Raw genomic sequence first — 15600 nt, forward strand, 5'->3', positions numbered from 1 at the left:
CCTTGTTTAAGACCTTACCGAACAATGGTTGTCTTTATTACATTCGTCCTGTATTGATGGGTACTCTTATAATTATTAGTGATAATATCAGTCTTAATGAATAAATTATCTTGGATATTAATTTTAGCAATTTTGGCGGTTTTAATAGCGGTTTTTACCTGTACAAGGCAATGGAAGAAGATCCTGATTATCTATTTAAATTATTCGAATAACTATATAAATAAACTTTTTCAAACCTAGATCAAAAGATTCAGACTATCGAAGTTAAGCTTATGCAATTTGATAGTCATCCCATCGTAAAAATGTATTTTGTATTACACTACTGGCTCGAATGGTGAGAATTACATCGAGGGTGTATTCATCACTAAAATACACAAGCAAATTAGAAAAGTTAAATAGAAAAGCACTCTAAAGTGCCTTTTTAAAGATATATCAAGTTCTTTATATTAACCTTGAGCTAAGGTTTTAATGAATAGAATTTTTTGAGATTTTTCAGTGGGGCCTTCAAATTTAAAATTAATTTCTTCCTCATATTTCTTACTCATTTCAGTTTCTACAATATTCATTCCACTAATATCAAATATTCTAAGGGCTTCACCTTCAGCAGTAATTCCATCTTCTTCATTAGCGATTAGAACTTTAAGATCCGGATCAAAGGTCTGTAATCTTGCGATCAATTGTTTAATTAACATGGTTCATTCTCAATTCTTAAAGATATAAACCAGTATTAACACTTTTCTATCTAACTTACTTGGCGATAAAAATTAGTTTTGTAAGCCAAAAATTTTTATCTGTATATCAGATTTTCTGTAATAGAAATATTTTGGTATATATTTTCGTCTATTGATACCCTTCAAATGTTAGGCCTCAACCCGTTTAGTACTAATCTTTCTGGCTATCTTAAGTATGGCCTTGTATTCAATGTCGATGTCTTGTTTAAAGTGGCCGCTGGGGTAAATCCAATAGTCTTCGCCAGCTCAGTCTGCCAATGAAAAGCAGGGCGAGCTGTTTTCAGCGATATATGGCATTACCTTTCCTTTTACTCAACTCAATACTTCTACTCTATTTGATTAAATTTATTTTCTAAGCGTTATATTGATTTGGTTGTATTGCCTGATAAGAAAAGAGAAATATAAACCTTTTTGCTTGTGCGCCTCAACATCATCAGATAATAGTGGTGCAAAGTAGCAAGTAAATAAACACACAAAAAGCGACGAGTAGCAAAACCTAGTAAAATAAAAAAGGATATAAAACAACTTAAGTTAATGTTTTTTTATATTTTTTTAAAATTATTAGGATATGAAGTTTTTATACTATATGGAGTAATTATGGACTAGAATTACACTCGAGTAATTTTTAGTCATTGAATAAACACAAGTAGACCCGATATTGTGAGTATATTGATATACACTGCAGGTCTAGAGGAAACTCTTATGAAAAATTTTACTGTTGCATTATTTGCTGGTCTGATTAGCTTGGCAGGTATAAGTGCACAGGCTGCCACTCCGGAACAGGAGTGTCAAAAGCTCAAAAATGACTATAATGTTATTTATGCTTCTAAAGGCTTCTGTTTTAAAGATAAGGATGCAAAAGAGAAGTTTGGTAATGAAAACTGCTATACTTCAAAACCTAAATTCTCTGAAAAAGAGCAGCAACGTCTTGATGAAATTAAAGAGCGCCAAAAAGAGCTGAACTGTAAATAACTACTGAAAGGAAGAGCTATGGCTTACGATGACCAAAATATCTTTGCAAGAATTATTCGTGGTGAATTACCTGCAATTAAAGTTTATGAAGATGATCAGGTTCTTGCTTTTATGGATATTATGCCGCAAGCCGAAGGTCATACATTGGTCATCCCTAAAACACCGGCAGTTACATTACTTGACCTGCCAGCAGAAGCCGCTGCTTATAGTATTCAGATAGTACAGAAAATTGCAAAAGCAATAGAGAAAGCATTGAATGCCGAGGGAATTGTTTTAATGCAGCTTTCAGGTGCTGCTGCTGGACAAACTGTTCCGCATGTTCATTTTCATCTGATTCCAAGTTCAGTGCACCAGCTAGGTCGCCATGCGGCTGAAATAGGAGATCAGGAGAAAATTAAGGCTATTGCAGAGAGAATCCGTGCTGCTCTTTAAAGCCTTATTTTCAATTAAAACCTAATGGAGCTTCGGCTCCATTTTTGTTTAAATTTCAAAAGTATAAAAAATAATCTAATTCTTCTTTTCTCTTTTTATCCTTCATTAAACTGTCATTTTTCTTTCACTTCTCTGTCACACAGTTTGCAGATACTGCTTAGCAAGTTGGTGAGCTTATGTAACTTTTTGTACACAGGCAAACTATAAAAAAGAGTTAGCAAGGCAAATAGCCATTTTAAAGAATTGTTTTTGGAGAAATCTCAATGAAAAAATTGCTTCTCGCTGCTACAGTAGCAACTTTAAGCTTAAACGCAGCGCAAGCAGCGCCAACTTTGTACGGTAAAGTAAATGTCAGCGTTGACAGTTACGATAATGGCAAAGATGACAAAATTGAAGTTAACTCGAATGCTTCTCGTCTGGGGATTAAAGGCGAAGAAAAACTGACAGATCAGTTGTCTGCAGTGTATCAGGCTGAATGGGAAATTGATGTAGATGGTGGCGATGATGTATTCAAGAAACGTAACATTTTTGCCGGCTTAAAATGGGCAGAAATTGGTACTTTAAGAGCCGGTATTATAGATACACCATTTAAAGATGCAGCAGGCGGTTATCGTGATGTATTTAATGATTATGCACATGCCGATATTAAAGAAATGATGTATGGTGAAGAGCGGGTTGAAAATGTGATCAGTCTTGAGACAGATCCGAAATTACTCGCCGGTGTAGTATTTGCCCTACAGGCTCAGCAAGGCGAGTCAAATACTGAAACCAACAAATATACAGACGGTGCTCGTGACAGCCTAGGAGATGGCCTTTCAACTTCACTATCTTATGCTAATAAAGATTATGGTTTTGAAGGTGTGATTGCTGGAAACTTTAAATCAATTGGCGATTTTGCTGCGGTTGGTCTCAAGGATATTCCTGCTGATGCATTCCGCCTAGGTGCCTCTTTTGACTTGGGTAAAATCGGTGTGCCAGGCCTGTATTTAGGGGCAATGTGGCAGACTGCTGAAATCTCGGATTATAATAATATCAAGCCCCGTGTAGTAACTGATGGTGTTGTTACCTATGCTGGTGATTATAGCAACGTAGAAGAAAAAGCATGGTTAATTTCTGCGACTTATAAACTTGCAAACACGCCTTGGACATTCAAGGCACAGTATCAGTCAGCAGACACTGACTATGCAGTTCTTGCAGGTGCGTCAGGTGACAGCTCAGTTGACCAGTGGGGAATTGGCGCAGATTACAAACTCAATAGCCAGACTAAACTCTTTGCCAGTGCTGTTCAGCGTGAATGGGATAACTCCCCTGCTAAAGGTAATGCAGATGAAAGCGTATACGGTTTAGGTATGGAAATAAAATTCTAATTCTGGCAATTTAAAAAAGGGCTATATGCCCTTTTTTAATTTAACGTTTCAAAAAACCGGAAACCATATTTAAAACATTTTGAATATCATTGTTGGCTTCCTGTTTGTTGGTCTTCTCACCTTGTGGAGTCAGCGCATCAATGATTTGTGGTAATACTGAAGAAATAGCACTGTATACATCCTGTTTAGGTGCATGTGTCTGTTCAGCAACTTTCTCGACTTCCTGATCATCAAATAAACTTTGTATATTTTGCTGCGGCGCATTTTCTTTATTGCTCTGGTTTGGGTCTACCCAGTTCTGTACCTGATTTCCAAGACCGGCATTACGCAATTTGTCTAATGCACCTTGAAGACCACCCTGCTTCTGAATCCAGGCTAGAACCAGTGGCAACACGGCGATCAATAAAGTTTTGGTACTGTTATTTCCACTGTTATGCGGTACTTCATTTTGAGTCTGGCGTGGTTGCTGTTGACGCTGGTTACCATGACCAAATTGCTCAAGTACTGAACCTAAAACGCCACCTAAACCGGATTGACGGCCCTGATTCTGGGTATTCTGATGGTTAGCCTGCGTATTCTGGCCACCGAGCTGACCTAGAACTGCTCCAAGAATTCCGCCGAGACCACTTGGCTGCTGCGTGTTCTGCTGCTGATTATTTTGTGGTTGCTGGTTTCCTAATGCCTGCTTCGCCAGCATTTCCACTATATTGGTCAAGTTGGTCATCACTTACTCCTTGAAAGTGTTATCTTCCTTAAAGCATAAGTGTACCCGACCGGGTGAAACAAAGTCTGATTTGTATATTTTTGCAAGATTTTATAAGTATATTGGCCCTTACCAGCGATATTTGTCCCAATTTTCCGGATTGGCCCAATATTTAGAGTTAAACCAGTCCGGTACGTGCTTATAGGTTAGAATATTGAATTGCCATAATGCGAAATCACTGCTGTTTTCTGTTCTCTCAACCAGTTGGGTAAAACCTAAAGAGCGAAGTAACTGCTCATCCTGAAGACGGCCAACCACAATAATACGCTTCGCCATAAGATCACGTAATTTCACCAGAAGTCTAGAAATATCAGGCAGTTTTAATTCTATGAATTCTGGACCGGTTAAAATGACCATTGCCAGATCATAACGTTCAGTAAAGGGCAGATTTAAAAACTCAGTTGCGTTAAAATAATGCCATTGTATAGCCAGATGTGAAGTATCTTGAACTGTTTCAAGCTGCTGACCAATCGCCAGTGCAGTATGGATGGGCTGTTCGGCAAATAGATCGTCTAGCATAGAAGTGATGACGTTGAGCTTGGCCATAACTGCATCCTGAATTACGTGAGTGAGAATTATATGGAATTACAAGGCATTTGCCATAAAATGCATGCCGGTCTTAGCAAGCCAAGTGTAACTGATCAACAAACGTTAAAGGCAAATGTTGAGTACAAATTTACTCTGGACCGTTCAGAAATTGATCTTCCTTTTACGTTAGGGCAAGAAATTGAAATTGAATGGACTGGTAATATCTATTGCGTATCTTGCGGTGCAAAAACCAAGAAATCATTTTCACAAGGGCATTGTTTTAAATGTTTTAAAACCAAAGCATCCTGTGACATGTGTGTTTTAAAACCAGAAACCTGTCATTACCATTTAGGGACCTGCCGGGAAGACTCATTTGCCAAAGAAGTCTGTTTTCAGCCTCACATTGTATATCTGGCTAATTCAAGTGGTCTTAAAGTCGGCATTACCCGTACTGGTCATATGCCTACCCGATGGCTGGATCAGGGAGCGACTCAGGCCTTACCAATTTTTAGAGTCGGTTCACGGCGTTTGTCTGGGCATATTGAGGTAATGTTTGGTAGCCAGATTTCTGATAAAACAGACTGGCGCAAATTGCTTAAAGGCGAAGCGGAACCCGTTAACCTAATTGAAAAACGTGATCAGTTAATTGAAGAATTTGCACCTAAAATTGCCCAGATTCAGGATGAGTTCAGTCAGAATTTACACTTTAACGAGTCAATAGAGTTGCTTGATCAGGAACTACCACGTGAGTTTATTTATCCGGTTGAGCAATATCCTGAAAAGATCAAGTCACATAACCTTGATAAAACACTGAAAATTCGAGGAGTGTTACAGGGTATAAAAGGCCAATATCTTATTTTAGACACGGGTGTTATTAATATCAGAAAATATACGGGTTATGAATTAATTCTGAGAGCGTAAGTCTTTCATAAAAATAAACAGTACCATAATTTGAGTACGGTACTGTTTATTCAAGAGAGCGTCTGATCTGTTGATGGATAAAAGTTAATAAGACAGTACTTTCAGAATGGCCTCTACAGGATTTTCACTGTTACCGGCAAGTAGTCGCTTATGCATCGCAATATGTTGCATCACCTGAGTTTGTGCGACTTCTCTATTCATTAAATTTTCAATTTCTGTAGCTAACTTTTGTGGAGTGGCATCGGTCTGGATTAGCTCGGCTATAACTTTCTTACCTGCAATAATATTTGGCAGTGAATAATAGGGAATCTTGACCAATAACTTGGCAATAATATAAGTGAGCCAGTTCAGCTTATAAAAAGTCACCATTGGCCGATGTAATAGCATGGCCTCTAGTGTTGCTGTACCTGAAGCTAGGGCCACAATATCACTGGCATTCATTACCATACGGCCAATTTTGGAGTCAGTGCCGGTGTTTTCTAGCACCTTAACCTGTGCCTTAAACTCAGCAGGATAATTTTTTAATTGTTCTTCAATCTGAACTTTTCTTGCTTCATTTATAGCAGGTAATAAAAATTCAATTTTAGGATATTTCTGATAAATAATCTGTGCAGCATCAAGCACCAAAGGACCTAGACGCTCGACTTCTCCACGACGGCTGCCGGGTAATAGTGCAATATGCTGTCTGGCCGGGTCGAGTCCTAACTGCTGTTTGGCTACAATTAGAGGATTATCTAAAGGTAACTGACTTGCCAAAGGATGTCCTACAAATGCAGCAGAAACCTGATAACGCTCATAAAAAGCTTTTTCGAACGGGAACAGGCAAAGTACCAGATCAATAGACTGCTTGATTCCGTGCACACGGCCCTGACGCCATGCCCACACTGATGGGCTTACATACTGTACCGTTTTTATTTTAAGTTGTTTCTGTTTCAGACTTTTAGAAAGCCGCAAATTAAAATCTGGAGCATCAATTCCAATGAAAATATCTACAGGTTTCTGGCTCCAGCGTTCAACAAGTCCATCACGTACAGCAAACAGCTTTTTCAGATCTTTTAAGACCTCAACAATTCCCATGACTGACAGAATATCCATTGGATAATAGCTCTTAAAGCCTTCTGCCATCATTTGTGGCCCACCAATCCCTTCAAATTCAGCTTCTATCCCCTGCTCGCGAAAACTACGAATCAGCTTGGCACCTAAAGTATCACCAGAAACTTCACCTACCACTATACCAATTTTAAGTTTCCGATTTTCCAAGAGTTTTATCTCCATTATAAGACCAAGCTATTTTAACATAACCCTTTTAGATTTAATCAGGCTCACTGTATCCGCATCTAATTTAATCCGATTACACTCTTTAAAAAATTTAAACTTCCTTTTAGAAATTCAAAAATTATCTAAATAATCTATTGTTTACCAATTGTAAATCACCACAACAAATAATAATATAAATGATAATAATTTTCATTAACTAATATTATGAATTCTCATTTACACGCCAGTTATTTTAAACTTTCTCTCCTTACTCTGGCATTATTAAATGTACAAGCTACTCTTGCAGCAGAGGCTTCAGATACCCAGGCACTTCCTGTTATTCAGCTGCAAGCCAATACTATGAGTAGCCAATCTTCTGAACAAACGCAAGCCTATATAGTCAAGGATTCAAACAGTGCTACCGGGTTAAATCTGAGTATTAAAGAAACTCCACAAACAGTGAATGTGGTAACCCATCAGCAAATTAAAGATTTCAATCTGACCGACGCACGTGATGTTTTAGCAGCAGTACCAGGTGTAGTCGTGTCCAGTCAGGAAACTAACCGTACTACTTACACAGCACGCGGCTTTGATATCAGTAATTACCAGATTGATGGAACAAACCTTCAGTTAACTGGTAGTGATTATCAGAATGGAGATATAGATACATTTTTATATGACCGGATTGAAGTCGTGAAAGGCTCAAATGGCTTAACTTCTTCTACGGGTAATCCCTCTGCAACTGTAAATTACATTCGCAAACGGCCAACTATAGACACCCGGACACAAGGCTCTATCAGTTATGGATCTTGGGACACAGTTCGGGGTGAAGCAGATATCTCAGGCAGTTTAACTTCTGATGATCGTATACGCGGACGAGTAATGCTGGCACAGGAAGCCGGAAACTCCTATCTGGATCATTACAGCCAGGAAAAAACTGTTGCCGGGCTAATTATTGAAGCTGACCTGACAGATCAGACACTCTTAAGCACAGGGTATAACTTTCAGAAAGACCGGCCTAATGGAAACAACTGGGGCGCCCTTCCTATGCTGGATAGTGAGGGGAAATTATTAAACTATAGCCGTAATTATAACCCGATGCCGGACTGGGTACACTGGGATATGGAAAAACAGAATGCTTTTATAGAACTCAAACATCAGTTTAATGATAACTGGAGTATAAAAGCCAGTTATAACTATGCCGAACAAAAAGAAGATGGAACTATGCTGTATTTTACTGGAGTTCCAGATCGGGAAACAGGACAAGGGGTCAGTGAATATCCCTCAGCTTTCATAGAAAAAAACCAAAATCATGATATTGATATCAGTATATTAGGAAAGTATTCGTTATTTGGTCAAACTCATGACCTGATGGCCGGCAGCAGCTGGTCCAAAAATGATGTAAAACAGAACTCAAGATATATTGCAAACCGTAGCAGACCAATTCCTGACTGGTTCAATTATTACAACAATACTTATCCAGACTTTATTGACGATACAAACAATCCGGCTAATCAGGCAGATTATACGCAGGAACAGAAACGTGTTTATGCAGCGACACGTTTACATTTGGGAGATAAGTTAAAAGTCTTGGCGGGTGCTAATTATACTGATGCTACTTCAAAAGGCCAAAATTACGGCGACTCAACCAATTATAGAGATTCGAAGGTGTTGCCTTATGCAGGGATCACTTATGATATTGACCCAACTTATACAGCATACGCAAGTTACAGTACGATTTTTAAACCGACTTCAAAACTTGGTCTAGACAAGCAGATTTTAAAACCTACAGAAGGAAGCTCCTATGAACTTGGTATTAAAGGTTCATGGTTCGATGATCAGCTCATTGTCTCTAGTGCTGTGTTCCGCAACGAATATGACAAATTTCCAGTTTATGAAAAATGGGATCAGGCTAACTTATACAGTCAACAAAATATTAAATCACAAGGTTATGAGTTTAATATTGCCGGTCAGCTAACTGACCAGCTGAATATATCAGCCGGTTATGTACAGCAGAACATGAAAGACCGTAATACTGGAGCAAGAACCCGTACCTTTGTACCTGAACGCACCTTTAATGTACTTACCAGTTACACGGTTCCGCAATTTCCCCAATTAAAAGTAGGCGCAAATCTGGTCTGGCAAGATAAAATCAGCCAGACAGATAAAAGTAATCTGATACAGGACAGTTATGCTTTACTTGATCTAATGGCCAGCTATGAATTAAATGACCATGTCAGTTTTCAGGCCAATGCAAAAAATATTACCAATGAAAAATATTTTAATTCTCTAGAATATGGCCAGACTTATTACGGTGCGCCCGCTAACTATACAGTCGCGGTAAACTTCAAATATTAATAGTAAACAGTTCAGCTCTCTAAAGAGCTGAACTGTTTATTTTATATATAGAAAATGATGAGAAGCAGATTGAATTTTTTACAGAAGACTTATCCATACTGTGCAGCTTTTTATCGAACCCTGCTAGCCTTTATAGCGGGTTATATATTTATGGCCTATCTAGCTTATGATCTAGCTCACTTATTAAGTTTTTATTTTCCAAAAGCCGAATCAATTTACTTGGCGGCAATCACTGCGATTTTACTGTATTTGGTCTTCGTTATTTCGAGTTTTTGCATTAATTGCCTTTGGAAGTTAACCCTGCTGAGTCTCATCAGCTGCGGCTTTTTCTATTTTATTTCGCTTTATACAGGTTAAATTATGCAAAAATCTATCCGGCAATCGATGGCATCTTTGCATTCTTGGACCGGTCTTTTACTAGGCTGGCTATTGTTTGCTATTTTCCTGATGGGTTCTACCGCCTATTACCGCCATAATTTAAATTTATGGATGCAGCCTGCACTGGCTCAGATTCAGGTAAACCAGGCAACAGCATTAAATACTGCATATCAATATTTACAGAACGAAGCATCCGACGCTAAAACCTGGTATCTGGAAATAGCAACTCAAGAAAAGCCGTTTAACAAAATGTACTGGCAGAAACAGGATGGCAGTTATGGTAGTGCTTTATTAAATCCAGCCACTGGTCAGGAATTAAAACTCTCCGGAACCCAAGGCGGTGAGTTTTTCTATCTTTTCCATTTTCAGCTGTTTGGTATTCCGGTACTCATTGGACGTCTGATTGCGTGTTTTGCTGCCCTGATCATGCTGATTGCCCTTATTTCCGGTATTATCACTCATAAAAAAATACTGACTGATTTCTTTACTTTCCGTACTTTTAAAGGCCAGCGTTCCTGGCTTGATTTTCATAATATCTGCTCAGTCATTGCACTCCCCTTTTTTTTAACCATTACTTTTACTGGTCTGGCTATTTTGTTTTATTTATATCTGCCATGGAGCCTTGAAAAATTTTATCCTGAAAACAAATACCAGTACTTTGAAGAAATCAATCAGAAAATTTTAACAAAGGCAGATTATCCAAAACCTGCTGCGATGCTTCCGATCCAACAAGTTCTGGCTATTAGCCAGCAGCAATGGGGTATTACAGATTATGCACGACTAGAGGTTAAGAACCCAAATACTACTTCTGCAAAAATAACTCTGGTTCAGTCTACTGACTATTCGATTACCCGCGATGCACCACAATTAACAGTAAACGGTATAAGTGGCCAGATTATAACTGATACAAAAAACCGTAGCGCAATAGCCACACTTAACTCAGGTGTCTATGGTTTGCATATGGCAACTTTTGCCCAGCCTTTACTACGGTTCGCTTTATTTTTTTCAGGCATACTGGGCTGTTTGATGATTGCCTCTGGTTTATTGTTATGGAGTTTAAAGCGACATCTACAAAACAAGACTCAAGCCTTTCATTTGGGCTTTTATTTGGTAGACCGGTTAAATGTGGCTACTTTTATAGGTCTTCCTACAGCTATGCTGTGTTATCTCTACGCTAACCGTCTTGTAAGCGTCCAGCCAGGTGGCACAAATTATGAAATTTATAGCTTCTTTATCAGCTGGCTGATCCTGTTTATTCTAGCGATAATGACTAAAAAACAATGGTTATGGAAAATACAGCTTGCTATTTTCATATGTCTCGCTTTTAGTCTGCCAATTTATGATCTTTATTACTTGAGTCAGCAAAATTATATTTCAGGATTATCGCACTATTGGAACTTTCTCAGAATTGACCTGATGCTATGGCTATTTGCTTTTTTAGCCTTCTTTATTTATCGCAATATTGAACCGATACAACTTAAAAGCAGCCAGAAGCTTTCTGCCAAAATTATAAGGAATACCCAAGAGGTTAATTCATGACATTGTTATTAGCTTTTTTTATGCTATTTGCCTGCTTTTATGGATTTTATCTTAGCAGTTCAAAGCAGCTTGCCAAGACTCTTAGTTCTAATAAGGCTTTTCTTGTAAAATACCCCTTATTGCTCAGGTTATTTTGCAGCCTTTTATTTATATCAGCAACCTACTTCATTATCCGTAGCTATCATCTATCCATTGGATTTATTAGTGTCTGGATTTTCGCTTCCCCTATTTTATTTTTCATGATCTTGACAATAAATGACTTAAAACCGAATGGGAAATATCAAAGAAGATCATGAAAATGCTTTATTAGCGTATCTATACACCAAAGTCATCATCGAGCTTAGCGTTTTTTTGCATAAGTAAATCATTAATCGTCACAACTGCTTATATGAAAAAGTCATAACATAGACATGTTTTATTATATTGGCATGAGTTAATGGTTGGTCCTCTAGAATTCATTTTGGCTGGTGTACTGGTTGGTTTTTGTGTAGGTATTACAGGTGTAGGTGGTGGTTCATTAATGACACCTATTTTAATCAGCTTGTTCAGGATCGAACCCCATATTGCGATTGGTACCGATTTGCTCTACGCAGCAATTTCAAAATTCTGCGGCTCACTGGTCCATGCCAGAAAATTAAATATTGTCTGGCCCATAGTTCTCTGGCTGGCATTGGGGAGTATTCCAGCATCTTTTGCGACCCATTGGGTGCTTGAGCACTATCTGAGCCAGTCCACTCACTATAAAGCTGTCCTTACCACAGTTTTAGGGTTTATGCTGACTCTGACTGGTATTTCAATTATTTTCCGTGCGCAGATTGAAAAATTCTTTAGCCGTTTTCGTAAACCTGAAGTTTCTGGTCAGGAACAAGCGCTGTTTGCTAATCCGCGCCGCCGCTTTTATATTTTATTTATGGGTATCGTACTGGGTATATTTGTTACCCTCTCTTCGGTAGGTGCTGGCGCTTTTGGCATTATGGCATTGATTCTTATGTTCCCTAATTTGCCAATGATCCGGATTATTGGTTCCGATGTAGTTCATGCAGTATTGCTAACACTGGTTGCAGGCTTAGGCCACATGAGTTCGGGAAATGTCGATTTCACTCTATTAATGTGGTTACTGGTCGGTTCCATTCCAGCCATTATCGTTGGTACATTAATCAGCTCACGGTTACCTGAACGTATTATTCGCAAGATTCTGGGAATTACCCTGTTTGCTTTAGGTATCAACTTTATGTTGCATCCGGTTAAAGCCAAACCAGTAACTACTTCAGAAAGCGCAGTCATTAGTACTGTTGAAAAAACACACAAGATATAATTAATTCGTAAAATGAATTGCTTTTTCAGGCTTTAACAGAGTTTTTGTATAGCAATTCATCACTTAAATCATGTTATATTCAAGTAACTATAACCACTTCTGTATGAACAATCACCAGTGACGGCAATGAATACACTACAGTCTAAAACAGTATCCCCTTCAGATATCAGTGATGTAAATGTGAAAAGCATTCAACCACTTGTAACTCCTGCAACACTGAAAGAAGAACTTCCTTTAAGTGAAACGGCTTATCAAACCGTCATGAAAGGCCGTGAAACTATACGTAATATTTTAGATGGTATTGATAAACGCCTGTTTGTCGTGATTGGGCCTTGTTCAATTCATGATACGGTAGCTGCACATGAATATGCTGACCGCTTAAAAGTCTTGAGTGAAAAAGTTCAGGATACTCTTTATATCGTTATGCGTGTTTATTTTGAGAAACCACGTACTACTGTAGGCTGGAAAGGTCTGATTAATGACCCGGACATGGATGACTCCTTTAATATTGAAAAGGGTCTTCGTATTGGCCGCCAGCTGTTACTTGAACTTAATGAAAAAGGTTTACCTTGTGCAACAGAGGCCCTTGATCCGAACTCGCCACAATACTATCAAGACCTGATTTCGTGGTCTGCTATCGGTGCACGTACTACAGAAAGCCAGACCCATCGTGAAATGTCTTCCGGCTTGTCTTCACCTGTAGGTTTTAAAAATGGTACTGACGGCGGCCTGACAGTAGCTACCAATGCCATGCAGTCAGTTAAACATGGGCATAGCTTTCTGGGCCTGAATGAGAATGGCCAGGTTTCTATTATCCGTACTGCAGGTAATGCTTATGCACATGTAGTACTGCGAGGTGGTAATGGCAAGCCGAACTATGATGCTGGTGCTGTGGCTGATGCGGAAATGACTTTAGCTAAAGCCAAGGTTAGTAACAAGATTATGATTGATGCCAGTCATGCCAACTCGAACAAAGATCCGTATTTGCAACCGTTGGTTTTAAAAAATGTGACTGAGCAAATTATTGATGGGAACAAGTCAATTGTCGGTGTTATGGTCGAGAGTCATCTCAAGGGTGGCCGCCAAGATATTCCTGCGAAACTGGATGACCTTGAATATGGCAAGTCAGTCACAGACGGCTGTATAGACTGGGAAACTACCGAAAAGACCTTACTTGCCATGCATGAAGCATTAAAAGACGTTTTACCAAATCGTTAAACATTGAGACGCCATCATCATGATGGCGTTTTTTATATAGGATTTGTACCATATGAATGAACTAGAATATGCTTTAAGCCAGATCCCATATTTTGATTATGTTCATGAGCGCCTGTTTTGCTCAGGTCAGTTGACTGCAGAAAATCTCGAACAAATCAAGGCTTATGGTTGCTCGACCATTATTAATCTTGCCTCTAGTAAAGCTGAAATGGCACTTAGAAATGAAGATCAGTTGTGCCTGGACCTTGACCTCAACTATATTCACATTCCTTTAGATAATGAACGCCCTTCAGCCAATCAGGCTATTCTGGTTCTAGAGCTGATTAATCACTTGGTCTGTGAGCAGATAGTGTGGCTGCACTGTGCTGATAACCGGCAATGTAGTGTGCTCATGTACTTATATCGACAATACTTTATGAATATAGATATGCCTACAGCACAAGAGTATTTGCACAGAATCTGGGAACCCGATGATACCTGGACCGGATTAATTCATGCGGTTGCCTTACAACTTCAAGGCCGCAAAGCAACACGCGAACTGGAACAGTCACTAATGCAGGTTCGTCAGTTTGAGTAAAGTAAAAGTAAAACTGTAGCAGTCGCCAAAATGCCTTCCTGACGGCCAGTAAATCCCAGCTTCTCAGTAGTTGTAGCTTTTACACTAATTTGTGAAATATCTGCATTGAGTACCTCAGCAATGCTCTGCCGCATTTCAAGATTATATTTGGCCAGTTTCGGGCGCTCACAGGCTACGGTAATATCAGCATTACCCAGCATATAACCTTCCTTTAAAATTAAATCATATACATGCTTGAGTAATATCCGGCTATCCGCACCTTTGAATTCATCGTCAGTATCCGGAAAATGCTGTCCAATATCTCCTAGTGCCAGTGCCCCCAGTAGAGCATCAGCTAATGCATGTAAAACTACATCGCCATCTGAATGAGCTTTTAAACCATGAGTATGTGGAATCCTGACACCTGCCAGATGAACAAATTCACCCTCTTCAAATGCATGCACATCAATGCCTTGGCCGATACGGAACTGCGGTCTTAACATGACTGTTTCCTTATAAATAAATCTTAGATCAGTTGTATTTTAGCTTGTGATTTCGCTATATTACGTAAGCAAACTCTATAGCAAAAGTATAAGCGATCATGTTATTGAATACCGAGTTTCCTCACATTAAAATAATAGGATCATTATTTGTAGCGACCTGTTTATGGTCATCAATGGCCGTAGCTCAAGCGTTACAGTGTACATCTGATATTACTGCGCCTGCTTTAAAGCGTATTTGCTCAGATAAGTTCGACTCCGAACGTCAAATGCTAAATAATAAATATCTTACAGCCTACCTGATTACTGATGCTCCGGTCCGTTTACTTCAAGACACACATCTGACTTGGCTAAATCGTATGCAACAGTGTAAAAGTAATGACTGTTTTAAACAGCAGTTCGAACTGCGTATGGATGATCTGGACATTTATACTTCAATGAATCAGAGTTTAACCCAGCATTATTTAAAATATGAAAATGGCTTAATTGCGAAACAGCCTGTACATTTACAGGTACACCAACTCTCTAAAGACAGAATCAAGATTGAGGGAATTGCATACCGCAACCCGAATAATCGTAAAGAGACCCAAAACATTGCTTTTCTCGCTTACACCACTCCCGAGAACAAGCAGGAAATTATCGATAATGAACATGATTGTAAATATAATTTTAACTTTCAGAAAGCCTTGCTTACAGTAAGTTCACAGCAGAAAGGTTGTGAGCGATTCAACGGTATTTACCGTTTATACGACTAAACTTTGTAAT

General features: G+C 38.8%; 15 protein-coding genes. 10 read left to right on the plus strand and 5 right to left on the minus strand.

What is annotated here, in order from left to right; genetic code table 11:
• Positions 1–446: 446 nt before the first annotated feature.
• Positions 447–692, minus strand: coding sequence for a hypothetical protein (locus B3X18_RS12935; protein WP_005020106.1), 246 nt, complete (start codon positions 690–692; stop codon positions 447–449).
• 741 nt (positions 693–1433) lie between these two features.
• Between B3X18_RS12935 and B3X18_RS12940 the strand changes: the two genes are divergently transcribed.
• From B3X18_RS12940 to B3X18_RS12950, 3 genes are all read left to right on the plus strand, one after another.
• On the plus strand, positions 1434–1703 hold the full coding sequence (locus tag B3X18_RS12940; RefSeq protein WP_005020103.1) for a YARHG domain-containing protein: 270 nt from the start codon (positions 1434–1436) through the stop codon (positions 1701–1703).
• 18 nt (positions 1704–1721) lie between these two features.
• Positions 1722–2135, plus strand: coding sequence for an HIT family protein (locus tag B3X18_RS12945; RefSeq protein ID WP_005020100.1), 414 nt, complete (start codon positions 1722–1724; stop codon positions 2133–2135).
• A 263-nt stretch (positions 2136–2398) separates the two neighbouring features.
• A complete protein-coding gene (locus B3X18_RS12950; protein ID WP_005020097.1) occupies positions 2399–3502 on the plus strand; it encodes a porin in 1104 nt (367 codons plus the stop codon).
• A gap of 40 nt (positions 3503–3542) precedes the next feature.
• On the opposite strand, the gene B3X18_RS12955 is transcribed toward B3X18_RS12950, so the two are convergent.
• Entirely contained in the window at positions 3543–4226 is a 684-nt protein-coding gene (locus B3X18_RS12955) for a YidB family protein (protein WP_005020096.1), read from the minus strand.
• Positions 4227–4334: 108 nt separating this feature from the next.
• Positions 4335–4811 carry a DUF6231 family protein gene (locus B3X18_RS12960; protein WP_005020095.1) on the minus strand — a complete coding sequence of 159 codons (477 nt, stop codon included), beginning with the start codon at positions 4809–4811 and terminating at the stop codon, positions 4335–4337.
• Positions 4812–4844: 33 nt separating this feature from the next.
• Between B3X18_RS12960 and B3X18_RS12965 the strand changes: the two genes are divergently transcribed.
• The gene (locus B3X18_RS12965) at positions 4845–5714 is read left to right on the plus strand and encodes a DUF2797 domain-containing protein (RefSeq protein WP_005026117.1); all 870 of its coding nucleotides are present in this window, start codon (positions 4845–4847) and stop codon (positions 5712–5714) included.
• An 84-nt stretch (positions 5715–5798) separates the two neighbouring features.
• Here B3X18_RS12965 and lpxB read toward each other — a convergent pair whose 3' ends face one another.
• Positions 5799–6974, minus strand: a complete 1176-nt coding sequence (gene lpxB, locus B3X18_RS12970; RefSeq protein ID WP_034670886.1) for a lipid-A-disaccharide synthase — start codon at positions 6972–6974, stop codon at positions 5799–5801.
• 222 nt (positions 6975–7196) lie between these two features.
• Between lpxB and B3X18_RS12975 the strand changes: the two genes are divergently transcribed.
• From B3X18_RS12975 to B3X18_RS12995, 5 genes are all read left to right on the plus strand, one after another.
• Positions 7197–9329, plus strand: coding sequence for a TonB-dependent siderophore receptor (locus tag B3X18_RS12975; RefSeq protein WP_034670884.1), 2133 nt, complete (start codon positions 7197–7199; stop codon positions 9327–9329).
• Positions 9330–9689: 360 nt separating this feature from the next.
• Positions 9690–11246: a PepSY-associated TM helix domain-containing protein gene (locus tag B3X18_RS12980; RefSeq protein ID WP_005026123.1), complete on the plus strand. Its 1557-nt coding sequence runs from the start codon at positions 9690–9692 to the stop codon at positions 11244–11246.
• Positions 11247–11682: 436 nt separating this feature from the next.
• Positions 11683–12561, plus strand: coding sequence for a sulfite exporter TauE/SafE family protein (locus tag B3X18_RS12985; RefSeq protein WP_005026125.1), 879 nt, complete (start codon positions 11683–11685; stop codon positions 12559–12561).
• 126 nt (positions 12562–12687) lie between these two features.
• Positions 12688–13779 carry a 3-deoxy-7-phosphoheptulonate synthase gene (locus tag B3X18_RS12990; RefSeq protein ID WP_005020086.1) on the plus strand — a complete coding sequence of 364 codons (1092 nt, stop codon included), beginning with the start codon at positions 12688–12690 and terminating at the stop codon, positions 13777–13779.
• Between the two features lie 52 nt (positions 13780–13831).
• Entirely contained in the window at positions 13832–14356 is a 525-nt protein-coding gene (locus tag B3X18_RS12995; RefSeq protein ID WP_005026128.1) for a hypothetical protein, read from the plus strand.
• On the opposite strand, the gene ispF is transcribed toward B3X18_RS12995, so the two are convergent.
• A complete protein-coding gene (gene ispF, locus B3X18_RS13000; RefSeq protein ID WP_005026129.1) occupies positions 14344–14838 on the minus strand; it encodes a 2-C-methyl-D-erythritol 2,4-cyclodiphosphate synthase in 495 nt (164 codons plus the stop codon). The genes B3X18_RS12995 and ispF overlap by 13 nt on opposite strands.
• Before the next feature lie 98 nt (positions 14839–14936).
• Between ispF and B3X18_RS13005 the strand changes: the two genes are divergently transcribed.
• Entirely contained in the window at positions 14937–15590 is a 654-nt protein-coding gene (locus B3X18_RS13005) for an A1S_1983 family putative colistin resistance protein (RefSeq protein ID WP_005026130.1), read from the plus strand.
• Positions 15591–15600: the final 10 nt, after the last annotated feature.

The sequence above is a fragment of the Acinetobacter sp. UBA6571 genome (assembly GCF_002434085.1).
GTDB lineage: Bacteria > Pseudomonadota > Gammaproteobacteria > Pseudomonadales > Moraxellaceae > Acinetobacter > Acinetobacter radioresistens.